The sequence below is a fragment of the Pseudomonas sp. MMS21 TM103 genome (genome assembly GCF_022132145.1).
Taxonomy (GTDB): domain Bacteria; phylum Pseudomonadota; class Gammaproteobacteria; order Pseudomonadales; family Pseudomonadaceae; genus Aquipseudomonas.
Genome location: NZ_JAJISP010000009.1, coordinates 32,491 through 53,368, shown reverse-complemented (window position 1 = coordinate 53,368; position 20,878 = coordinate 32,491). Strand labels below are relative to the sequence as shown.

The window sequence follows — 20,878 nt, the reverse complement described above, 5'->3', positions numbered from 1 at the left end:
CATTGACCTGCAATCCCCCGCTCGCTTCGTCACCCCAGGGCCGGATGCCCTCGCCGCGCGTCGGCGGGAACATAGAACAGCAGGCGATCGGTTTCTTTCTTGACCACGGCGTAACACTCGCAGCTCAGCTGCTCGAGTTTGCAGCGATCCAGCACTTTGATATGCCCGCGGCTGTATTCGATCACGCCAAGTTTCTGCAACTTGCCGGCGGCCTCGGTAACCCCTTCGCGGCGTACGCCAAGCATGTTGGCGATCAGTTCCTGGGTCATGGTCAACTGGTTGCCTGACAGGCGATCCAGCGATAACAGCAGCCAGCGGCACAGTTGCTGATCAATCGAATGGTGGCGGTTGCACACCGCCGTCTGCGCCATTTGCGTCAGCAGCGCCTGGGTGTAGCGCAACATGAGGTGCAACATCTCACCATGGCGATTGACCTCGTCCTTGAACTGCTTGCCGAGCAAGCGGAAGGCATAGCCGGCGCTCTGCACGATCGCCCTGCTCGGGGTGCTTTCGCCGCCCATGAACACGGCGACGCCGATCAGACCTTCATTGCCCACCACCGAAATCTCCGCCGAGGCGCCGTTTTCCATCACATAGAGCAATGACACGATGGCGTCGATCGGGAAATAAACGTGGCGCAAGGCGTCCCCGGATTCATACAAGACCATGCCGAGCGGCAGGGGGATCAACTCGAGATTCACCAGCAGGCGTTGCTGCACTTCGGCCGGCAAGGCCGCCAGCAGGTGGTTCTGTTGCGGTATGGGCATCGCGGACATAACTGCCACCGTTTGAGTGAAGACCATGGGAACTAGCGTTCTCCACGACACAGGATAGTCCCTGCGTGTCCTCCTTGCGTGCGCTAGCGTACAGAGACGCTCGCGAGACTCGTCAGTCCCGTGGCAGGCCGCTAACGCTCGATCACCTGGCCGCGCATTGGTGCCAGGCGCGCCAGTAGACGGTTCTGCGCCGGAGTGGCGATGCCTTCGGCGTCCATGGCGTCCTGCAGATTTTCCACCAGGGCATTGAAATCGCTGCGCGTGAGATTCTGGCCCTTGTGGCTGTCCTCCATGCTGTCGCCGGTGTAGGTGCAGGGGCCGCCGGCCTCGAGGCAAATCTGTTCGACCAGCTTGTCGCGTAGACGCACGATGTCGATATTCTCGAAGTGGCGGACGATGCGCTGGTCCCTGGCGATGTTGAGCAGCATGCCTTCGACGATCCGGGTGATTCCCGGCTGTTCGCCCAAGGCGCGGTACAGGCTGTCATCCGTTGGCGCGCGCTGGGCGCAGGCGGCCAGGCTCAACGCCAGGACCAGCAGCAAAATGCGCATAGTCAGAAGCTTCCCTGCACGGACAGGTAGGCAGCGTTCTGGTTATCCAGACTGGCAATCTCACCGAGGCGCGCGTAAGCCAGCACCACCGCCAGGTGTTTGTTGGGAAAGTAGCCGAGGAACAGGTCGGCCCAATCGCTCTCACCCGCGAAGCTGAGGTTGTCCGGTTTCTCGCGGTATTCGATACCGAGCGCCCAGTGACGGTCGAACAGTACGGCGACCGAGCCTTCCTTGAGCAGCGAGTGCTGGTCGCGGCGGTCACCGCCGAAGCCAAGCAGGCCCAGTTCGTTGGCCCGGCTGTAGCGCAGGCCACCGTTGAGCAGCAGGTTGTAGCCGAAGGCGCCGCCGAGAATCAGCCGACTGGCGCTGAGGTAGCCTTCGGTGTCTGCGCTGCGCCGGGCGCCGACCAGTCGGGGGATGAGGAAATCCTTCTGCCGCTTGTGCTGGATACCAAGCGATAGCTGAGGCAATTGCCCGTAGATCAGGTCGCCGAACAGCCGCAGTTTCACCCCGAAAATATCCTGACTCAGGCTGTTGTGCGGCAGATTGAGACCTCGCGCCAGGTTGCCCAGGTCGAAGCGCTGACGCGCATAGGATACTTCCACACGGTTGTCGAACGACGCCGCCACACCCGCCACATCCAGGCGGTAGTCAGCCGTTTCCACTCGGGTGGCGAACACATCGCCCCCCCACTCACCACGTTCGCCATAACCGGACAGCACCGCCCACGGGGTGATGCCGCCACCCGCCGCTCCTTCCAGGCTGCTCGCCCCGCCAGTAGCCAGCAGGCGGCCCTGGTCGGCAACAGCCAGACCAGAGCACAGACTGACTAACGCAACGCCAAGCCATTGTGAGTAGTGCATAGTCTTAGGACACCTTCAACGCGGCAACCGGCAACGGCTGGGCGACCCAGGCCTCGAAGGCCGCGGCCGGCAGCGGCCGGCTGATCAGGTAGCCCTGGGCGGAGTCACATTGCCAGTGTTCGAGCAAGCGCAGGCTGCAGGCCAGCTCGACGCCCTCGGCAACCACCTTGAGGCCCAGGCTGTGGCTCATTTCGATGGTCGAGCGGACAATCACTGCGTCTTCGCTGGCCTCATCAAGGTCGAGGATGAAGGACTGGTCGATCTTCAGCTCCTGCACCGGCATGCGTTTGAGCTGGGTCAGCGAGGAATAGCCCGTGCCGAAATCGTCCACCGACAGGCTGATGCCGAGGTCGCGCAAACCATGCAGCACCTGTAGCGCCAGCGTGGGATTGAGCATCACCCCGCTCTCGGTAATCTCGAAAATCAGTTGTTCGGCCGGCACCTGATAGCGCATCAGCAGCTGACTGACGCGCACAGGCAGCTTGGGGTCAATCAGGTCTTCGGTAGAGATATTCAGCGATAGCTGCACGCGCAGGCCGCGGCCATTCCACTCGCGCAACTGCCGCAGGGCCTCTTCAATCACCCAGGCGGTAAGGCTCTGGATACTGCCGGTACGCTCGGCCAGGGGAATGAACTCGCCAGGCGAAATCATCCCCAGTTGTGGATGCTGCCAGCGCAGCAGGGCTTCGGCCTGGTGCACCTTGCCGGCGGCGATATCCAGCTTGGGTTGGTAATGCAGCAGCAGCTCGGCGTTGTCGGGAGCCCGGCGCAGGTCGCGGATCAGGCGAATCTGGCGCTGGTGTGCGGCGTCGCGGCCGCGCTCGTACATCTGCAGGCGGCCAGGCAGTTGCGCGGCGTCTTGCATGGCGATGCTGGCGCGGCGCAACAGATCATCCGCGGTTTCGCCATCGGCCGGGTAGGCGGCGATGCCGACACAACAGTCGAGGACGACCTCCTGATTGCCTATGTGCAAGGGTTTGCTGAGCAATTGCTGCAAGCGGTCGCCGACCACAATGGCACTGTCGCCGTCGCTGTTTTCCAGCAACAGCAGTAACTCGCTGGTCATCAACTGAGCCAGGCTGTCGCCGGGGCGCAGGCTGTCTTGCAGTCGCTGGCTGAGTTGCTGCAGGGCCAGATCGCTGGCGCCCGGTCCACAGCTGTCGTTGACCGCCCGCAGGTTGCCTACGCCCACATACAGCAGCGCCGTTGGCCGCCCGGCGGCAATCGCGCTGCCGAGCCGCTCCTGTGCCAGGGTACGGTTGGGCAGACCAGTCAGCGCATCATGCAGGGCGTTATGCGCCAGCTGTCGCTCACGCTCGGCAATGCCCTGCTGCATGGTATGAAACGCCTTCGCCAGGCTGCCCAGCTCATCGTTGCGATGCAGTTCCAGGGGCATCTGGTAATCACCCTGGCCCACCCGCTCGGCCACAGCTGCCAGGCGCTGCACCGGCTGCGAGATATTGCGCGCCAGCAACAAGGCGCCCCCGAGCGCGGCCAGCAGGGCGATCATGGCAATTAACAGGATATTGCGATCGAGCGGGGCAAAGGCCTGCTGTGCCTGGGTCATGGATTTATGCAGCAGGGCCCGGACTTCAAAGCCATCGCCACTGGCGAGCACCAGCTGTTGATCGAGATAGCGCTCTTCGCCAATCAGCATAAGAGCGCTAGCAGCAGCTGGCTCAATCGCCATCTCGCTCTGCAGCAACGCCCGTGCCGAGGCTGGCAAGGTGCTGATCCAGATCGCCGGCAGCCCATCCTGGCTGGCAACCAGGGTCAGCTCGAGCAGGGTCAGTTCGCGCAGCTCGCGAGCGAATTCCTCGTCCACCTCGAAGCCCATCATCACCCGCGCAATCGGTAGCGGCGCATTGACCGTGGCCTGCACCAACAGGTAAATGCTGTCGCCGATCGGCAGCAGGACAATCTGCTCGCCGTCGCGTTGCAGCGCCCTCACCTGGGCACTCAGGCGCGCGGCGGTCTGGCCGCTGATGCGCCGGTCGGTGCTTACTTCAAGATTGCCATCGAGGCCAAGCATCATCACCGCGCTGGCATTGATCCGTGCACCATGGTTAGCCAGCGCCGAGCGAATGGTTGCGTTATCGCCGCTGGCCACAGCTGCCTTGAAGCCAAAGTCGGCGGCCAGCACCTGCACCGCGTCGTGCAATTGCCGACCGCGCACCTCGAGCAGTTGTTCGAAGACTCGCGTACCCACATCCAATTGCTCGCGGGCCTGGCTGCGCACGGCCACATTGGTGGCGGCCTGCACGGCGAAATACAGGGCGCCGACCACCACCAGCATCAGCAGGATCAGCACACTGGCGATGCGCGCCTGAAAACTACGGGGCAGCATCACGCTTCGCTTTCTTGAAAGCATCGCCAAAGGCACTCGCGGGCCCCTGCGGCGGAGCGACAACGGTGGATGCCTGCAGGGCCAGGGTAAAGCGCTGCTGGGTTTGCAGTTCGCCGAGCACCTGCGTGCCTGCAGCCTGCGGCAGCATGTCGGGGGCCTGCGGGTGCCAGAGGCTGACGGCGTAGCTGCCGACCGGCAAAGTGTCGAGCTGCACCCTGCCCTGGGCATCGCTCACCGCGAACCAGGGGTCGTCGGTGACATAGACATAGCCGACCATCCAGTCGTGGATATTGCAGCCGAGCACCACCGCACCAGGCTTGTCGAACAGCACAGGCTCGCTGGGAGTGCCCTGGTACAGGCGCAGCTCGAACCGCTTGGCCGGCGAGAAGGAATAGACGTGGTGGCGAATATTGTCGCTGTTGGGGAAGGCCACCCTGGTCCCGCTGCGCACCACCAGCACGTTCGGCACGAACTGCTTGGCCTGTTGATCCATCAGCGCCGTCACGGGCTCGGCCTCCGCGCCCAAGGGGCCTTGCAAGGTCAACACCGCACCCGCCAGCGGCTGGCCCAGGGTATCGACCAGCTCGGCATGCAGACTGGCGGCCCAGAGCGCGGGACTGATCAGGCAGAGCAGGCCAGCGCGCAGAAGATCGAGGAGAGGTCTGGTCATGCGGATCACTCATGCTCGGTGCCAACCGCACCACGATAGGAATACTCGCCTCCCCGGCAACTCCGAAGCGTTAACAGGCGGTTAGTGCCGACAAGACTAGCCGGACGCGTGCAGAAGATCACGCATTAGCGTTGGATGAGCCTGTGGTGATTGCCAGCGAACTGCTGCGCTATTCGGCGCCGCGCAGACGCTTGGGGGTCAGACCAAGGTAGCGACGCATGGCCGTGGTCAGCGCGCTCTGGCTGGAGAAGCCGCATTCTTCGGCGATGCGGATCAACGGCAGAGCACTCTCGCGTAACAGCCGGGAGGCACTGTCGAGACGGGTTTTCAGCAGGTATTGATGAGGCGTCAGGCCGACGCTGTCCTTGAACTGCGCATGAAAATGGCTCGGACTGAGACACGCGACCTGGGCCAGTTCGGCGACGCTGATGCGCCGCGCCAGGTGCTCGACGATGTAACCGTCCAGCCGTTCCAGGTTAAGCGCTCCCGGCACCCGAGCGGATTGTTCGCCGAACAGGCGCAGGTGCAGCGCACGCAGCAGCACGCCACCGAGGGCGCGCGCCAGCAGTGGGTCGCTGCCGTAACGTTCCAACTCGGCACCGGCGTAGCTCAGCAGGTTCTGGAAATCGGCATCCAGCTGCGGGTAACGCGGAGTCTCGAACAGATGGGTGAGCAAGGCCAGGTCTTCGCTGGAGGTGCCCTGCTCGTCCAGATCGATGATCAGCATGCGGTTGTCACCCATGCCGGCGAACTGGTGATCGGCATCGCCGGGCACCAGACAGGCGCGCATGCGACACACCTCGCCGCCACGGCCGTTGACTTCGAACTCCGCACGACCGGTCAGCGACAGCACCAACTGGTGGTGATCGTGGGTGTGTTCATGGGCCTGGTCATCCAGGCGCAGCAGGCGCGCTTTGAGCATTGCAACGACAATCCGCGGACGTGTACTGGCACTTTAACCAGTTGTGCGGGTCGCCGTCACCCCCCGCGACCAGTGGCGGGGGACTCCCCGCCAGACCTCAAGCTGCAGCTGCGGCCAACGCACCAAAACCGCCGGGAAAGGCGGCGCGCGCACGATAATGGCGCAGCGATCGATGCCGCCGGCCCCCTCAGCCCCGCGCCAGAGCGGGCGTGCCTTAACTGGCAGGAAAGTTGCTGGCACTCACCTGATGCACTTTGTGCCTACCCAGGATTTGCCCAATGGAACTCAGCATCGCCCTGGCCCTGGCGGCGGGCCTGTTTTTACTCGGCCAGTGGCTCTGCCGGCGCGCCACTCGACGCCACCAGCAGGCGCTCGGCCACCTGCAAAACGCCACCCTGCTGCGCGCCATCGAACTGTTGCAAACCTTGCAGCAGCATCGCGGCCTGGGGGCGCAGCAGGATATCGTCAGCGTCAGCCGGCGCAACGCCCTGGCCCGCCAGCTCGACCAGCTCTGGCTGAACTGGCCAGGCCCCAGCCTGCAACTGCCGCCATTGCAACAGGACTGGCCACAGCTGCGGCGCAATCCGGCCGACTTCGAGGCCCACAGCCGGATGCTGGAAGCCCTGCTGAGGGTCATCGAACAACTCGAGGAGCGCCTGAGTCTGAACGACTCACCGGCACTGCAGGGTCTGGGACCGGCATTGCGTCGCCTGGAAGACCTGGCGCGCCTGCGTGGCCTGGCGATGCGGGCGGCCAACTACAACCACTGCCCGGCCGGGCTGCAGCTGCAGATGCGCGAGCTGTGCCAGCAACTCGACGACCCCGCCCGCACAGAACCCCTGCATGGCCTGCTGCAACGCCTGCAGCGGGAGCTGATAGAGCCCCCCCAGGTTTGCCTGGCGCCCAACGATTTGTTTGCCCTGCTCACTCCACTGATCGACGCTCGCTTGAACGACTTGCGCCATACTCTCGAGAGGCGCATCGCTCCGAGCTGATTGAAAAGCGCCATGCCTTGCCCCCATGTAGCACTTAGGGTGCAACCAGAGGTGCCGCATGAACGAGCCACAGGACATCGAAATCGTCGCTGAACAAGCCAGCGAAGCCGAGCACGACCGCCGCAGCGACCATGGCCTGGCGTTGCCCGATCAGCAGTTACCCGACAAGCTGTATGTGATCCCGATCCACAACCGGCCGTTCTTCCCCGCCCAGGTGCTGCCAGTAATCGTCAACCAGGATCCCTGGGGCAAGACCCTGGAACGCGTGGGCAATACCGCGCACAAGTGCCTGGCGCTGTTCTTCATGGACAACCCACCGGCAGACGGCGCCAGCTTCGACCCCGACAGCCTGCCCGCACACGGCACCTTGGTGCGGGTTCACCATGCCACCGAGGAAGGTGGCAAACTGCAATTCGTCGCCCAGGGCCTGACCCGCGTGCGCATTCGCGGCTGGCTCAGCCGCAAACCGCCTTACCTGGCGGAAGTCGAATACCCGAAAAGCTCGCCCGACCCGCGTGACGAGGTCAAGGCCTACGGCATGGCGCTGATCAATGCGATCAAGGAGCTGTTGCCGCTCAACCCGCTGTACAGCGAAGAGCTGAAGAATTACCTGAACCGCTTCAGCCCCAACGATCCCTCGCCGCTGACCGACTTCGCCGCCGCCCTGACCAGCGCCCCCGGCAAGGAGTTGCAGGAAGTGCTGGATACCGTGCCGATGCTCAAACGCATGGAGAAGGTCCTGCCCCTACTGCGCAAGGAAGTGGAAGTCGGGCGCCTGCAGAAGGAGCTGTCGGCGGAGGTCAATCGGCAGATCGGCGAGCGCCAGCGCGAGTTCTTTCTCAAGGAGCAGCTGAAGATCATTCAGCAAGAACTGGGCCTGAGCAAGGACGATCGCAGCGCCGACATCGAGCAGTTCGAGCTGCGCCTGGAGGGCAAGACCCTGCCCGAACAGGCGCGCAAGCGCATCGACGAAGAACTCAACAAGCTGTCGATCCTCGAGACCGGCTCGCCCGAATACGCGGTCACCCGCAACTACCTGGACTGGGCCACCGTGCTGCCCTGGGGGGTTTTCGGCAAGGACAAGCTCGACCTCAAGCACGCGCGCCAGGTGCTCGACCAGCACCACGCGGGGATGGACGACATCAAGGACCGCATCACCGAATTTCTCGCCGTCGGCGCCTTCAAGGGCGAGATCGCCGGCTCCATCGTCTTGCTGGTCGGCCCGCCCGGCGTGGGCAAGACCAGCATCGGCAAGTCGATCGCCGAATCCCTCGGCCGGCCGTTCTACCGCTTCAGCGTCGGCGGCATGCGCGACGAGGCCGAGATCAAGGGTCACCGTCGCACCTATATCGGCGCCCTACCCGGCAAGCTGGTGCAGGCGCTGAAAGAGGTCGAGGTGATGAACCCGGTGATCATGCTCGACGAAATCGACAAGCTCAGCAGCAGCTATCAGGGCGATCCGGCCTCGGCACTGCTGGAGACCCTCGACCCGGAGCAGAACGTCGAATTCCTCGACCATTACCTGGACCTGCGCCTGGACCTGTCCAAGGTGCTGTTCATCTGCACCGCCAACACCCTCGACTCGATTCCCGGCCCCCTGCTCGACCGCATGGAGGTGATCCGCCTGTCCGGCTACATCACCGAGGAAAAAATGGCCATTGCCAAGCGCCACCTGTGGCCCAAGCAGTTGGCCAAGGCCGGCGTACCCAAGAATCGCCTGGCCATCAGCGATGCCGCCTTGAAGGCGCTGATCGAGGGCTACGCCCGTGAAGCCGGCGTACGTCAGCTGGAAAAACAGCTCGGCAAACTGGTGCGCAAGGCCGTGGTCAAATTGCTCGATGACCCGGCCAACACCGTCAAGATCGGCCCCAAGGAGCTGGAAGCCAACCTTGGCATGCCGCTGTTCCGCCGCGAGCAGGTGCTCTCAGGTGTCGGCGTGATCACCGGTCTGGCCTGGACCAGCATGGGTGGCGCGACCTTGCCGATCGAGGCGACGCGCATCCATACCCTCAATCGCGGCTTCAAACTCACCGGCCAGCTCGGCGAGGTGATGAAGGAGTCGGCGGAAATCGCCCACAGCTACATCAGCTCGCACCTCAAGCAGTTCGGCGGCGACCCAAGCTTTTTCGACCAGGCCTTCGTCCACCTGCATGTTCCCGAAGGCGCCACCCCCAAGGACGGCCCCAGCGCCGGGGTGACCATGGCCAGTGCCCTGCTCTCGATCGCGCGCAACCAGGCGCCCAAAAAAGGCGTGGCCATGACCGGCGAACTGACCCTCACCGGCCAGGTCCTGCCGATAGGCGGCGTGCGCGAGAAAGTCATTGCCGCGCGCCGGCAGAAGATTTTCGAGCTGATCCTGCCGGAAGCCAACCGGGGTTCCTACGAGGAACTGCCGGACTACCTCAAGCAAGGCCTGACGGTGCACTTCGCCAAACGCTACAGCGATGTGGCCAAGGTGTTGTTCGACTAGAGGCCACTAGACCCGAGGTTCATAGGCAAGGCCTGCGATAGCCGACCCAAGCCAATTCCTGCATACGGATAAGCCCCGGTGCATTTCCGGGATGGCGACGGCCTCGGATGGCGCAGTGCCGGCTCTCTCAATCCAGGCGGGTTACAAAATCCCTCGGAGGCTTACGCCTGGCCCTGCACAGCGGCTATGCTGGAAGGCGTTTGCCGACCACAGGAGTTGATCATGCCCACCGCCCATCGCCTGCTACTGCCGTTTGGCCTCGCCCTGTTGGGCGCCTGCGCCAATCAACCCAGCAGCCAGACTGTGCAACAGCAAAGCCAATGTCCGCTGCGCCTGCACAGTGGCCAATATGTGATCCTGACCCTGCCGAGCAACCCCACCACTGGCTTTCGCTGGGTCCTGCGTGACGGTGCCAGCAACCTGCTCGACAGCCTCGGACCGGAGGTCTATAGCAACCCGGAAGACGCCGGATTGGTCGGCAGTGCTGGCCAATCGACCTGGCGCTTCCAGGCCAGACAGGCAGGCGATGGCCACCTGCTGCTGACCTATCAGCGGCCCTGGGAAGCTGGAGTGGCGCCGGCAAAAACCTTCGACTGTTCGATCAGGGTCAAATAAGCCCCTGCAGCGGGACAGGGTATCCCGGTTAGCCATTATTGAGACAACTATCGGCACAACCTCTCAGCCATGTAACAACCCCCACTCAGCTGTTAAGCAAACGAAACATCAGATTCCGACTAGATTAACTGTATGGCATAGCAGCATCCGACTTGTGGGGAGAACGACATGACAGCCCGCTGGCGTGAAGCTTTTGTAGTTGTGACTTTGATCTGTTTGAGTGGCTGTGGCAGCTTGCTACCCAGCGAACGCGCCGAAGTGCAGTCGCCATTTATCGACTACCTGGATGCGGAAATGCGCTATTCCCAGGCGATCAACGGCATGACCAGTCGCTCCGAACTATTCTCCCTGGGCTTTGACCCGCTGGCCCAGGGCAACGGCAAAATGCTCTCGTTCATCGACGTACGCTTGATGTTCGTGCAGCCGAACATTCCCATCGAATACCTGCCGGACGGTCTGGTGCGATGCCTGGAAGCCAAGGATCGCTGCATCGGCTATGCCTTCGAATTCACCAAGACCGATACCCAACGGGTCGGCAGTTTCTGGGCCGATGTGTTCAACTTCCGCAAACAGCGAGCGATGCAGGGCTGGTCGTTCCGCGCTGTATTTGTACTGGTCGACGACACCCTGGTGCACAAGGTCAGCAATGGCGAGCCGAACATTCGTCATTTCGAAGTCAAACGCAACCCGCTGGGTCCGCTGCAGGGCGCCGGTGAGTATTTCTCCGATCAGTTGAAGTGATCCTGGATGCCGCTCAGAGCTGAGCGGCACGCCGCAAGATGGTACGAAATATCAAGGCCCGGGAAGCAGGGCTGCCTTCGCTCCGCGCCATGCACCAGCTGTGCCCTGCAGGAGAAGGACACAAGGCCGTCGTCGCTGCGCCTCTTTCACGCTAAAATCGGCGGCTTTCTCGACCTTGCGCGGAACCACCGTGAAAAAACAGCCCGACCGTCTCTTCGCCCAGCCCCTTGCCCAGGTGCCGGACTTCGCCTTCAACGAGGACGTGGTGCGGGTATTCCCGGACATGATCAAGCGCTCAGTACCCGGTTACCCGACCATCGTCGAGAACATCGGCGTACTCGCCGGCCAGTTCGCCCAGCCGCACAGTGTGCTCTACGACCTCGGCAGCTCCCTCGGCGCGGTGACCCAGGCCCTGCGCCGCCACGTACAGGTCGAAGACTGCCGGGTCATCGCGGTGGACAATTCCAGCGCCATGGTCGAACGCTGCCGCGAATACCTGCATGCCCAGGATTCGATGTTCCAGGAGTTGTTGCCGGTCGAGGTGATCGAGGCCGACATTCTCAGCCTGGAGTTCCAGCCGGCCTCGCTGGTGGCGCTGAATTTCACCCTGCAATTCATCCAGCCAGAACAACGCCTGGCCCTGCTTGGCCGGATTCGCCAGGCCCTGCTGCCCGGCGGCGCCTTGATCCTCTCGGAGAAACTGCGCTTCGAAGATGCCGAGCAACATAAGCTGCTCGGCGACCTGCACATCGCATTCAAGCGTGCCAACGGCTATAGCGAACTGGAAATCGCCCAGAAACGCAGCGCCATCGAAAAGGTCATGCTGCCAGATAGCCTGGAGCAACACCGTGAACGCCTGCTGGCCGCCGGCTTCAGCAAGGTGGTGCCCTGGTTTCAGTGCCTCAACTTCGCCTCTTTGATTGCCCTGCCATGATCAACCGCCTCGACCTCGATGCCCTCCAAGCGCAATTGGCTGGAACGCCACTGCAAGACTGGTCTGCCGGCCTGCCCGGACAGATCGACGCCAAACTGGCCATCGGCCATGGCGATCTGCAACGTTGGTACGGCGCCGTTCAGGCATTGCCGGCGCTGAATGTCGAACAATTGCAGCTGTTGACTGCCTTCAGCTTTGACGGTGCCTGCAATGAAAGCACCCGCGCTGAACTGAAAAGCGCGCTGCAGGGCCTGATCCCTTGGCGCAAAGGCCCTTTCGAGCTGTTCGGCGTGCATGTCGATACAGAATGGCGCTCGGACTGGAAGTGGCAGCGCGTGGCGCCCTACCTCGACCTGGCCGGCAAGCGTGTGCTGGATGTTGGCTGCGGCAACGGCTATTACATGTGGCGCATGCTCGGGGCCGGCGCCGACAGCGTGGTCGGCATCGATCCCAACTGGCTGTTCCTCTGCCAGTTCCTGGCCATCAAGAACTACCTGCCGGACCTGCCGGCCTGGCACTTGCCGCTGGCCTTCGAAGAGCTGCCGGGCAAGCTGCAAGGCTTCGATACCGTGTTCTCCATGGGTGTGCTCTATCACCGGCGCTCGCCGATCGATCATTTGCTGGATCTCAAGGATTGCCTGGTCAAGGGCGGCGAACTGGTGCTGGAAACCCTGGTGGTAGAAGGCGACGCCCAGCAGGTGCTGGTGCCCGAAGACCGCTACGCGCAGATGCGCAACGTCTGGTTCCTGCCGTCGGTACCGGCACTGGAACTGTGGCTGCGCCGCGCCGGCTTCATCGATGTGCGTTGCGTGGACGTCAATACCACCTCGGTACAGGAGCAACGCGCGACCGACTGGATGCGCTTCCAGTCGCTGCCGGAATTTCTCGACCCGGCCGACCACAGCCGAACCCTCGAAGGCCTGCCAGCGCCGACCCGTGCCGTGCTGATCGCCCGCAAGCCCTGATTGTCGGCGTTCATTCGTCCCGGGGGCGGGCTAAATCATTCAAGTCGTAGGGTGGACTCAGGAGCGCAGCGAGCAGTCCACCATTACCAGCAGCAACGGCGTACTGCTTCGCGAGTACGCCCCACAGCGTCAGTCCACATCCATGAGCTAGCGATTGGCTGCCGCAACGATCAACTCCTTCATCTCCGCTACTGCCTGCTTGAACCCGACGAACAGGGCATGCGCGACCAGGGCATGGCCGATGTTCAGTTCGTTGATGCCGGCAATCGCCGCCACCGCCTCGACGTTGTGGTAATGCAGGCCGTGGCCGGCATTGACGATCAGGCCATGGGCCAGGCCGCAGGCAACGCCGTCGCGAATCCGCGCCAACTCCTTGGCCGTTTCGGCCGGCGTACTGGCATCGGCATAACGCCCGGTATGCAGTTCGATAGCCGGCGCTCCGACGCGCTTGGAGGCTTCGATCTGCCGCGGATCCGGGTCGATGAACAGCGAGACTTCGCAGCCGATGCGGCTCAGGCGCTCAACCGCGGCGCGAATTCGCGCCTCTTGCCCAGCCACGTCCAGGCCACCCTCGGTGGTCAACTCCTGGCGGGTTTCCGGCACCAGGCAGACGTGCTCGGGACGAATGCTTTCGGCGAAGGCGAGCATCTCTTCGGTGACGCCCATTTCGAAGTTCATGCGCGTCTGCATGACCTCCTTGAGCAGGCGCACGTCTCGCTCCTGGATGTGCCGACGGTCTTCGCGCAGGTGCACGGTGATGCCATCGGCACCCGCCTCCTCGGCGTCCAGCGCGGCCTTGACCGGATCCGGGTATCGCGTACCGCGGGCCTGGCGCAGGGTCGCCACATGGTCGATGTTCACACCCAGCAGAATACGGTTGGCGTCAGTCACGTGGTGGCTCCTTGAGCGTCATGAAGAGTTCGCGGCTGACCAGCGGTCGACCGCCTAAATGGGGCGCCAGGGCCTGGCGCATGAGGCGCTTGGCCGCAGACAGGGCGCCTGGGACGCTCCAGTCGGCCTCGGCCATGGCGAGTAATTCGCTGCCATGGAATACACCCGGCTGCAACTGGGCGACCGCTTCCAGGCCAGCATCGGCCTGCAGACGATAGAGGCCCGCCGCGACGATCGGCTGGCCGAGCCGGTCCACATCCAGGGCGAAACCATAGCCCAGCTCATCGAGCAAACGCCATTCAAAAGAACGCAGCAAGGGCTCCAGCGCACGGCCCTGGGCCAGCGCCAGCACGGTCATGGCGTAGTGGTCGAAAGTCGCCGGGTGTGGGTCTTGCTCCGGCAGCAGGCGGATCAGCAGCTCATTCAGATAGAGACCACTGAACAGGGCCTCAGCGTGCAACAGATTGGGGATACCGGCGGCTTCGAGACGGCTGACGGTCTTCAGCTCACCGCGCCCGCGCAACTCCACTTCCAACGGCACAAAAGGGCGCGCCAGGGTACCGGCCTTACCCCGCGCGCCGCGCAATACTACGCGCAGGCGGCCTTGCGGGGTGAGCAAGTCCACCAGCGCACTGCTCTCGCGGTAAGCACGGCTGTGCAGAACATAGGCTGGCTGGCTGACCGGAAGCATGGCGGGTGATTACTCGGCATGACGGGTGCAAGGGTGCACCCGCGCGCAGCTCAAATGTTGTCGTAACCCAGGGAACGCAAGGCGCGCTCATCGTCCGACCAACCGCCTTTGACCTTGACCCAGAGGTTGAGCATGACCTTGGAGTCGAACATCACCTCCATGTCCTTGCGCGCCTCCTGGCCGATGCGCTTGATCCGCTCGCCCTTGTCGCCAATGATGATTTTCTTCTGACCATCGCGCTCGACCAGAATCAAGGCATGGATGTGCAGGATGCGTCCATCGCGCTTGAACTCTTCGATTTCCACGGTGATCTGATACGGCAGCTCGGCGCCCAGCTGACGCATGATCTTCTCGCGCACCAGCTCGGCGGCAAAGAAACGGCTGGAGCGGTCGGTGACCTGGTCTTCCGGGAAGAAGTGCACGCCCTCGGGCAGGCGCTCACCCACCAGTTTTTCCAGGGTCTCGAGGTTATGCCCGTGCTGAGCGGAGACCGGTACTATCTCGGCGTTGGGCAACTGGGTCGCCAGCCACTCGAGATGCGGCATCAGATCGGCCTTGTCTTCGAGGCGGTCGGTCTTGTTGATCGCCAGGATTACCGGCCCCTGCACGTACTGCACGCGTTCCAGGACCAGCTGGTCCTCGTCGGTCCAGCGGGTGCGGTCGACCACGAAGATCACCACGTCGACATCTTTCAGCGCCGACGAGGCGTTCTTGTTCATGTAGCGGTTGAGGGCTTTTTCGTTGTTCTTGTGCAGACCTGGGGTATCCACATAGATCGCCTGCACAGCGCCTTCGGTCTTGATCCCGAGCATGTTGTGCCGGGTGGTCTGCGGCTTGCGCGAGGTAATCGCCAGCTTCTGTCCGAGGATATGGTTGAGCAGGGTCGACTTACCCACGTTGGGCCGGCCAACAATGGCAACATAGCCACAGCGTGTAACGGGTGTATCAGTCATGACCATTCTCCACACCCAGGGCAATCAAGGCAGCGGCTGCAGCGACCTGTTCGGCGATGCGACGGCTGGCACCCTGGCCCAGGGTCTTGTCATTCAGTAAGGAAATCTGGCATTCGACGACGAATGTCCGACAATGCGGATCGCCCTGGATGTCCACCACGTCATAGCGTGGCAGCTCGCAGGCGCGCGACTGCAGGAACTCCTGCAAGCGGGTTTTCGGATCTTTGTTGGTATCGACCAGGGTCAGACCTTCCAGTTCATTGCTCAGCCAGGCGACCACGCGCTCGCGCGCGGCGTCCATTCCGGCATCCAGGTAGATGGCGCCGATCAGTGCTTCAAGAGCGTCGGCGAGAATCGATTCACGGCGGAAGCCACCACTTTTCAATTCGCCGGAGCCGAGCCGCAAGTAGTCACCCAGATCAAAACCACGGGCCAGGATGGCCAGGGTCTCGCCCTTGACCAGGCGCGCGCGCAAGCGCGACAACTGCCCTTCGCGGGCCAGGGGGAAGCGCTCGAACAGCACCTCACCGGCAACGAAGTTAAGGATGGCGTCACCGAGAAACTCCAAACGCTCATTGTTGCGTCCGGCGAAACTACGGTGGGTAAGTGCCAATACCATCAGGTCCTGGTCTTTGAAGGTATATCCGAGCTGGCGCTCGAGACGAGCTAACGAAGCACTCACGGCATGCGCACGCGGTATTCTTTGTCGAACCGCACCACCAGATCGAGGTTCTCGATCAGTGGTTCGCGCTTTTCATACTTCAGATGTGCACGAAACTCGTTGTTCTCGATTTTCACTTTCAACGCTTCTTTCAGATTCAGGTCGCGAATGCTGTTGACCTCCATGCCCTTGGCGACATGCCCATAGAAAGCACCGACCGAACGGATATCCATTGTCTGGTCATCTTCTACCGAGGTGATGATTTTATCCATCGACATGTAGTCGAGGTAATGCGGCAGCATCTTGAATGCCGTGCTGGCGAAGAACGCCACAACCGCCAGTACCATCAACCAGCTCAGTATCGACAAGCCTTTCTGCGAACGTGCAAATGTCATGTTTGCCCCCAAGTTCGACCAATGTGAGTGCCCAGCGGGCTAAGACTATATATAGCCTGCGGCGCTGTATTGAACAGCGCCGCAAAATACGCGAAACGTCAGTGAATCAAACCGACGCGAGAGAAATTCGGCAGATTGCGCAATTTCGGGTCAGGCCAGCTCATCCAGATGGCGAACGCTTTGCCGACGATATTCTGATCCGGCACCATACCCAATAATGGCTGGGGAATGGCCGGATCGTTCCAGTAACGGCTGTCATTGGAGTTATCGCGGTTGTCGCCCATCATGAAGTAATGCCCTTGCGGCACCACCCACTCGTGCCCTGGCTCGGCCCGATAACGATTCATTTCCTTGCGAACCAGGTGCTCGACTTCGCCCAGCCGCTCCTCATAGAGGGCCACGCTACCGAGACTGCCGGGCTCTTCGCCGAGCAAATGCTGAGCTACGAGCTGATCGTTGAGGTACAGGCGCTTGTCAGTGGTGTAACGAATATGATCACCAGCCAAACCTACCACGCGCTTGATGTAGTTGATGCTCGGGTCGCTCGGGTAACGGAACACCATGACATCGCCACGCTGCGGGTCATCCACGTCAATGACCTTGACATCCAGCACCGGCAGACGAATGCCATAGGCGAACTTGTTGACCAGGATGAAATCGCCCACTTCCAGGGTTGGCTTCATCGAGCCGGACGGTATCTGGAACGGCTCGATCAAAAAGGAACGCAGCACCAGCACGATCGCCAGCACCGGGAAGAACGATTTACCGTACTCCACAAGCAATGGCTCTTTGTTCAGGCGTTCGATCACGGCCTCGTCAGGCTGGCTGACCTGGCCATGGTAATTGCCAATGGCCGTACGGCGGCGCGGAGCCAGAAAGATCAAATCGAACAGGGCCAGCGCACCACAAACGGCGACAGCGATAACCAGCAACAGCGGGAAATTTAGCGACATAGGACCTAACTATCCAACCTGAGCACAGCAAGGAAGGCTTCTTGTGGAATCTCCACGTTACCGACCTGCTTCATCCTTTTCTTACCGGCCTTCTGCTTTTCCAGCAGCTTGCGTTTACGGCTCACATCACCGCCGTAACACTTGGCCAGCACGTTCTTTCTGAGCGCCTTGACTGTGGTTCGCGCGACAATCTGCCCGCCAATGGCGGCCTGGATTGCCACATCGAACATCTGCCGCGGAATCAGTTCTTTCATCTTCTCGGTCAACGCACGCCCTTTGTAGTGTGCGTTGTCACGGTGCACGATCAACGCAAGGGCATCGACCTTCTCACCGTTGATCAGGACATCCAGCTTGACCAGATTAGCCGACTGATAACGATCGAAATGGTAGTCCAGCGACGCATAGCCACGGCTGGTCGACTTCAGGCGGTCGAAGAAGTCCAGGACCACTTCGTTCATCGGCAGGTCATAGGTCACTTGTACCTGGGAGCCGAGGAACAGCATGTCGTGCTGCACGCCACGCTTCTCGATGCACAGGGTAATGACGTTACCCAGGTGCTCCTGTGGCACCAGGATATTGGCCCGCACGATCGGCTCGCGCATGTCTTCGATGGTCGACAGATCGGGCAGTTTCGACGGGTTGTCGACGTAAACCGTTTCACCGGTCTTGAGCAGCAACTCGAAAATAACCGTCGGCGCCGTGGTAATAAGGTCCAGGTCGTACTCGCGCTCCAGGCGCTCCTGGATGATTTCCATGTGCAGCATGCCGAGGAAGCCGCAACGGAAGCCGAAGCCCAGGGCATCGGAGCTTTCCGGGGTGTACTGCAAGGATGAGTCGTTCAGCGTGAGCTTTTGCAGGGCTTCGCGGAAATCCTCGAAATCGTCGGAACTGACCGGGAACAGACCGGCATAGACCTGCGGCTGGATGCGCTTGAAGCCTGGCAGCATGTCGACGTCGGGGGTGGAACTCAAGGTCAGGGTATCGCCCACCGGCGCACCATGAATGTCCTTGATACCGGCAATGATGAAGCCTACTTCACCGGCTTTCAGGTCAACCGTGGCGCTGTGCTTGGGGTTGAATACGCCGACACTGTCGACCAGGTGAATCTTGCCGGTGGATTTCACCAGCACCTTGTCACCTTTCTTGATCCGCCCATGGCGCACACGAACCAGGGAAACCACCCCCAGATAGTTGTCGAACCAGGAGTCGATGATCAGCGCCTGCAAAGGCGCCTCGATATCACCAGTCGGCGCGGGAATGGTGTGCACCAGACGCTCGAGCACCTCGTCGACACCCAGGCCGGTCTTGGCGCTGCAGGTCACGGCATCGGTGGCATCGATGCCGATGATTTTCTCGATTTCTTCCTTGACCCGATCCGGGTCGGCCTGCGGCAGGTCGATCTTGTTCAGCACCGGCATGACCTCGAGGCCTTGCTCGATGGCGGTGTAGCAGTTGGCGACCGATTGCGCCTCGACGCCCTGACCGGCATCGACCACCAGCAGCGCACCTTCACAGGCCGCCAGGGATCGGCTGACTTCATAGGTGAAGTCGACGTGACCGGGGGTATCGATGAAGTTCAACTGGTAGGTCTTGCCGTCGCGCGCCTTGTAATACAGGGTCACGCTATGAGCCTTGATGGTAATCCCGCGCTCACGTTCAAGGTCCATGGAGTCCAGGACCTGGGCTTCCATTTCACGATCGGCCAGGCCGCCACACATCTGGATAAAACGATCGGCCAGGGTGGACTTGCCGTGATCGATGTGGGCGATGATGGAGAAATTGCGGATATGACTCAGGTCACTCACAGGACAACACTCGAAAAGGTCGCGGGCGACAGCCCGCCGAAAATAGCCGTGAAGTGTACCCGATTGGCGCCGCAGCCGTCACGCCCAGGCGCCAATTGGCAGACACGAAGAAGGGCGATCGGAATCGCCCTTCTGGTTTGGCCATGCAGGTCGCACCCGACTCGGGATCAAGCCCGGGATGCAGTATCAGCAGCGCAGAGTCATCCGGCAGCCCGCACCGACTTCACTCCGCCAACTTGAAGGTGATGAAGCTGGCGCGCCCCTGGCGCAGCACCCGCATGGAAACAGAGCGATTCTTCGGCAGCTCCTGGGCCACCCGGGTAAAGGTTTTCGCCGAGTCGATGGCCTGATTATTCAAATGGGTAATCACATCACCCGGACGCAAGCCGATCAGCGCGGCGGGACCGTCGAGAACCTCGGTGATCACCACGCCACCTTGCAGGTCGAGGCTTTTCTTCTGCTCGGCAGTCAATTCGACCACCTTGACCCCGAGTCGATTGCTGCTGCGCTCTACCCCAGGCCCAGCCGTGCCGGCCAAGATCTCGCCGTCTTCCGGCAAGGCGCCGATGGTCAACTTGAGCTTCTTGCGCGCACCGTCACGCACCACATCCAGCTCAGCCTTGCTGCCTGGCTTCAGGCGACCGACCAAGTGCGGCAGATCTCCCGACATGACGATCGGCGCGTCATTGATGCTGAGAATCACATCGCCTACCAGCAAGCCGCCTTTGGCCGCCGGACCACCCTCCAGCACCTGGGCAACCAGCGCACCCGCCGGCTTATCCAGGCCGAATGACTCGGCGAGATCCTTGTTCACTTCCTGAATCACCACGCCCAACCAGCCGCGACTGACCTTACCCTCGGCCTTCAGCTGCTCAGCCACATCCAGGGCAACACTCATCGGAATGGCGAAAGACAAGCCCATGAAACCACCGGAACGAGTGAATATCTGCGAATTGATACCCACCACCTCACCCGCCAGGTTGAACAGCGGACCGCCGGAGTTACCCGGATTGATCGCTACATCGGTCTGAATGAACGGCACATAGCTTTCGTTCGGCAGGCTGCGGCCCTTGGCACTGACGATACCAGCGGTCACCGAATGATCGAAGCCGAAGGGCGAGCCGATGGCCAGCACCCATTCACCGACCTTGAGGTCTTCGGACTTGCCCAGCTTGACCGTCGGCAGGTTCTTACCTTCGACTTTGAGCAGGGCCACGTCGCTACGCGGATCGGCACCAATCAGCTTGGCCTCCAACTCACTGCGATCCGGCAGACGCACGATGATTTCATCGGCCCCGGCGACCACATGATTGTTGGTCAGCACGTAGCCATCGGCGGAGATAATGAAGCCGGAACCCAGCGACTGCGCCTCTCGCTGGCGACCACCGTTTGGTGTGCGCGGAACCTGAGGGAAATTGCGCTCGAAAAATTCGCGAAAGATCGGTGGCAGGCCTTCAAGATCGGGAATGACCAACTCGCCAGCACCGGCCACTTGCTCCGGTATTTTCTGTCGGGTGCTGATATTGACTACCGCTGGCGCGGCCTCCTCGACCAGCTCGGTGAAGTCCGGCAGGTCTGCCTGGGCAACCACCGCCTGCCCCAAGAGCAGTAACGCGACCAAAGAATAGAAAGACGATTTCAGGCTAGGCATCGAGATAAATCTCCGATCGAAAACGAGTA

The 20,878-nt window shown here is 61.8% G+C and carries 20 protein-coding genes; 6 read left to right on the top strand and 14 right to left on the bottom strand.

Annotated elements, in window-relative coordinates; genetic code table 11:
• Positions 1 to 29 precede the first annotated feature (29 nt).
• The 6 genes from LJY18_RS21375 to LJY18_RS21350 form a co-directional block, all read right to left on the bottom strand.
• Entirely contained in the window at positions 30 to 776 is a 747-nt protein-coding gene (locus LJY18_RS21375) for a Crp/Fnr family transcriptional regulator (protein WP_238044278.1), read from the bottom strand.
• A gap of 131 nt (positions 777 to 907) precedes the next feature.
• Positions 908 to 1,327, bottom strand: a complete 420-nt coding sequence (locus LJY18_RS21370) for a group I truncated hemoglobin (protein ID WP_238044276.1) — start codon at positions 1,325 to 1,327, stop codon at positions 908 to 910.
• 2 nt (positions 1,328 to 1,329) lie between these two features.
• A complete protein-coding gene (locus LJY18_RS21365; RefSeq protein ID WP_238044275.1) occupies positions 1,330 to 2,190 on the bottom strand; it encodes a DUF3034 family protein in 861 nt (286 codons plus the stop codon).
• Positions 2,191 to 2,194: 4 nt separating this feature from the next.
• Positions 2,195 to 4,537 carry a bifunctional diguanylate cyclase/phosphodiesterase gene (locus tag LJY18_RS21360; protein WP_238044392.1) on the bottom strand — a complete coding sequence of 781 codons (2,343 nt, stop codon included), beginning with the start codon at positions 4,535 to 4,537 and terminating at the stop codon, positions 2,195 to 2,197.
• Positions 4,524 to 5,207 (bottom strand): methylamine utilization protein, encoded by a 684-nt coding sequence (locus LJY18_RS21355; RefSeq protein ID WP_238044274.1) that lies wholly within the window; start codon positions 5,205 to 5,207, stop codon positions 4,524 to 4,526. Before LJY18_RS21355 ends, LJY18_RS21360 begins: the two co-directional genes overlap by 14 nt.
• A 169-nt stretch (positions 5,208 to 5,376) precedes the next feature.
• Positions 5,377 to 6,129 carry a helix-turn-helix transcriptional regulator gene (locus LJY18_RS21350; RefSeq protein ID WP_238044273.1) on the bottom strand — a complete coding sequence of 251 codons (753 nt, stop codon included), beginning with the start codon at positions 6,127 to 6,129 and terminating at the stop codon, positions 5,377 to 5,379.
• A gap of 278 nt (positions 6,130 to 6,407) precedes the next feature.
• Between LJY18_RS21350 and LJY18_RS21345 the strand changes: the two genes are divergently transcribed.
• The 6 genes from LJY18_RS21345 to cmoB all read left to right on the top strand — a co-directional run bounded on the left by LJY18_RS21345 (position 6,408) and on the right by cmoB (position 12,849).
• Entirely contained in the window at positions 6,408 to 7,124 is a 717-nt protein-coding gene (locus LJY18_RS21345) for a hypothetical protein (protein ID WP_238044272.1), read from the top strand.
• Positions 7,125 to 7,182: 58 nt separating this feature from the next.
• Positions 7,183 to 9,594, top strand: coding sequence for an endopeptidase La (lon, locus tag LJY18_RS21340; RefSeq protein WP_238044271.1), 2,412 nt, complete (start codon positions 7,183 to 7,185; stop codon positions 9,592 to 9,594).
• A 222-nt stretch (positions 9,595 to 9,816) separates the two neighbouring features.
• On the top strand, positions 9,817 to 10,209 hold the full coding sequence (locus LJY18_RS21335) for a protease inhibitor I42 family protein (protein WP_238044270.1): 393 nt from the start codon (positions 9,817 to 9,819) through the stop codon (positions 10,207 to 10,209).
• Between the two features lie 207 nt (positions 10,210 to 10,416).
• Positions 10,417 to 10,950 (top strand): hypothetical protein, encoded by a 534-nt coding sequence (locus tag LJY18_RS21330; protein ID WP_372868109.1) that lies wholly within the window; start codon positions 10,417 to 10,419, stop codon positions 10,948 to 10,950.
• Between the two features lie 190 nt (positions 10,951 to 11,140).
• Complete coding sequence (gene cmoA, locus LJY18_RS21325) at positions 11,141 to 11,884, top strand: carboxy-S-adenosyl-L-methionine synthase CmoA (RefSeq protein WP_238044268.1); 744 nt, start codon at positions 11,141 to 11,143, stop codon at positions 11,882 to 11,884.
• Positions 11,881 to 12,849, top strand: a complete 969-nt coding sequence (cmoB, locus tag LJY18_RS21320; RefSeq protein ID WP_238044266.1) for a tRNA 5-methoxyuridine(34)/uridine 5-oxyacetic acid(34) synthase CmoB — start codon at positions 11,881 to 11,883, stop codon at positions 12,847 to 12,849. The genes cmoA and cmoB overlap by 4 nt, the downstream gene beginning before the upstream one ends.
• 147 nt (positions 12,850 to 12,996) lie before the next feature.
• Here cmoB and pdxJ read toward each other — a convergent pair whose 3' ends face one another.
• The 8 genes from pdxJ to LJY18_RS21280 form a co-directional block, all read right to left on the bottom strand.
• A complete protein-coding gene (gene pdxJ, locus LJY18_RS21315; RefSeq protein ID WP_238044264.1) occupies positions 12,997 to 13,740 on the bottom strand; it encodes a pyridoxine 5'-phosphate synthase in 744 nt (247 codons plus the stop codon).
• Entirely contained in the window at positions 13,733 to 14,431 is a 699-nt protein-coding gene (gene recO, locus LJY18_RS21310) for a DNA repair protein RecO (RefSeq protein ID WP_238044262.1), read from the bottom strand. The genes pdxJ and recO overlap by 8 nt, the downstream gene beginning before the upstream one ends.
• Before the next feature lie 50 nt (positions 14,432 to 14,481).
• Complete coding sequence (era, locus tag LJY18_RS21305; protein WP_238044259.1) at positions 14,482 to 15,384, bottom strand: GTPase Era; 903 nt, start codon at positions 15,382 to 15,384, stop codon at positions 14,482 to 14,484.
• The gene (gene rnc / locus LJY18_RS21300) at positions 15,377 to 16,066 is read right to left on the bottom strand and encodes a ribonuclease III (protein WP_238044256.1); all 690 of its coding nucleotides are present in this window, start codon (positions 16,064 to 16,066) and stop codon (positions 15,377 to 15,379) included. The genes era and rnc overlap by 8 nt, the downstream gene beginning before the upstream one ends.
• On the bottom strand, positions 16,063 to 16,440 hold the full coding sequence (locus LJY18_RS21295) for a DUF4845 domain-containing protein (RefSeq protein WP_238044254.1): 378 nt from the start codon (positions 16,438 to 16,440) through the stop codon (positions 16,063 to 16,065). The genes rnc and LJY18_RS21295 overlap by 4 nt, the downstream gene beginning before the upstream one ends.
• 98 nt (positions 16,441 to 16,538) lie before the next feature.
• Positions 16,539 to 17,393: a signal peptidase I gene (lepB, locus tag LJY18_RS21290; protein WP_238044252.1), complete on the bottom strand. Its 855-nt coding sequence runs from the start codon at positions 17,391 to 17,393 to the stop codon at positions 16,539 to 16,541.
• Between the two features lie 5 nt (positions 17,394 to 17,398).
• Positions 17,399 to 19,198, bottom strand: coding sequence for a translation elongation factor 4 (gene lepA, locus LJY18_RS21285; protein WP_238044251.1), 1,800 nt, complete (start codon positions 19,196 to 19,198; stop codon positions 17,399 to 17,401).
• Positions 19,199 to 19,421: 223 nt separating this feature from the next.
• On the bottom strand, positions 19,422 to 20,849 hold the full coding sequence (locus tag LJY18_RS21280) for a DegQ family serine endoprotease (protein ID WP_238044249.1): 1,428 nt from the start codon (positions 20,847 to 20,849) through the stop codon (positions 19,422 to 19,424).
• Between the last annotated feature and the right edge of the window lie 29 nt (positions 20,850 to 20,878).

Coding starts and splice junctions, on each gene's coding strand:
- LJY18_RS21295 (WP_238044254.1), bottom strand. CDS start 16,440: ATGACATTTGCACGTTCGCAGAAAGGCTTGTCGATACTGAGCTGGTTG.
- LJY18_RS21375 (WP_238044278.1), bottom strand. CDS start 776: ATGTCCGCGATGCCCATACCGCAACAGAACCACCTGCTGGCGGCCTTG.
- LJY18_RS21355 (WP_238044274.1), bottom strand. CDS start 5,207: ATGACCAGACCTCTCCTCGATCTTCTGCGCGCTGGCCTGCTCTGCCTG.
- lepB (WP_238044252.1), bottom strand. CDS start 17,393: ATGTCGCTAAATTTCCCGCTGTTGCTGGTTATCGCTGTCGCCGTTTGT.
- LJY18_RS21280 (WP_238044249.1), bottom strand. CDS start 20,849: ATGCCTAGCCTGAAATCGTCTTTCTATTCTTTGGTCGCGTTACTGCTC.
- lon (WP_238044271.1), top strand. CDS start 7,183: ATGAACGAGCCACAGGACATCGAAATCGTCGCTGAACAAGCCAGCGAA.
- LJY18_RS21370 (WP_238044276.1), bottom strand. CDS start 1,327: ATGCGCATTTTGCTGCTGGTCCTGGCGTTGAGCCTGGCCGCCTGCGCC.
- LJY18_RS21365 (WP_238044275.1), bottom strand. CDS start 2,190: ATGCACTACTCACAATGGCTTGGCGTTGCGTTAGTCAGTCTGTGCTCT.
- LJY18_RS21350 (WP_238044273.1), bottom strand. CDS start 6,129: ATGCTCAAAGCGCGCCTGCTGCGCCTGGATGACCAGGCCCATGAACAC.
- LJY18_RS21335 (WP_238044270.1), top strand. CDS start 9,817: ATGCCCACCGCCCATCGCCTGCTACTGCCGTTTGGCCTCGCCCTGTTG.
- era (WP_238044259.1), bottom strand. CDS start 15,384: ATGACTGATACACCCGTTACACGCTGTGGCTATGTTGCCATTGTTGGC.
- recO (WP_238044262.1), bottom strand. CDS start 14,431: ATGCTTCCGGTCAGCCAGCCAGCCTATGTTCTGCACAGCCGTGCTTAC.
- LJY18_RS21345 (WP_238044272.1), top strand. CDS start 6,408: ATGGAACTCAGCATCGCCCTGGCCCTGGCGGCGGGCCTGTTTTTACTC.
- cmoB (WP_238044266.1), top strand. CDS start 11,881: ATGATCAACCGCCTCGACCTCGATGCCCTCCAAGCGCAATTGGCTGGA.
- LJY18_RS21360 (WP_238044392.1), bottom strand. CDS start 4,537: ATGCTGCCCCGTAGTTTTCAGGCGCGCATCGCCAGTGTGCTGATCCTG.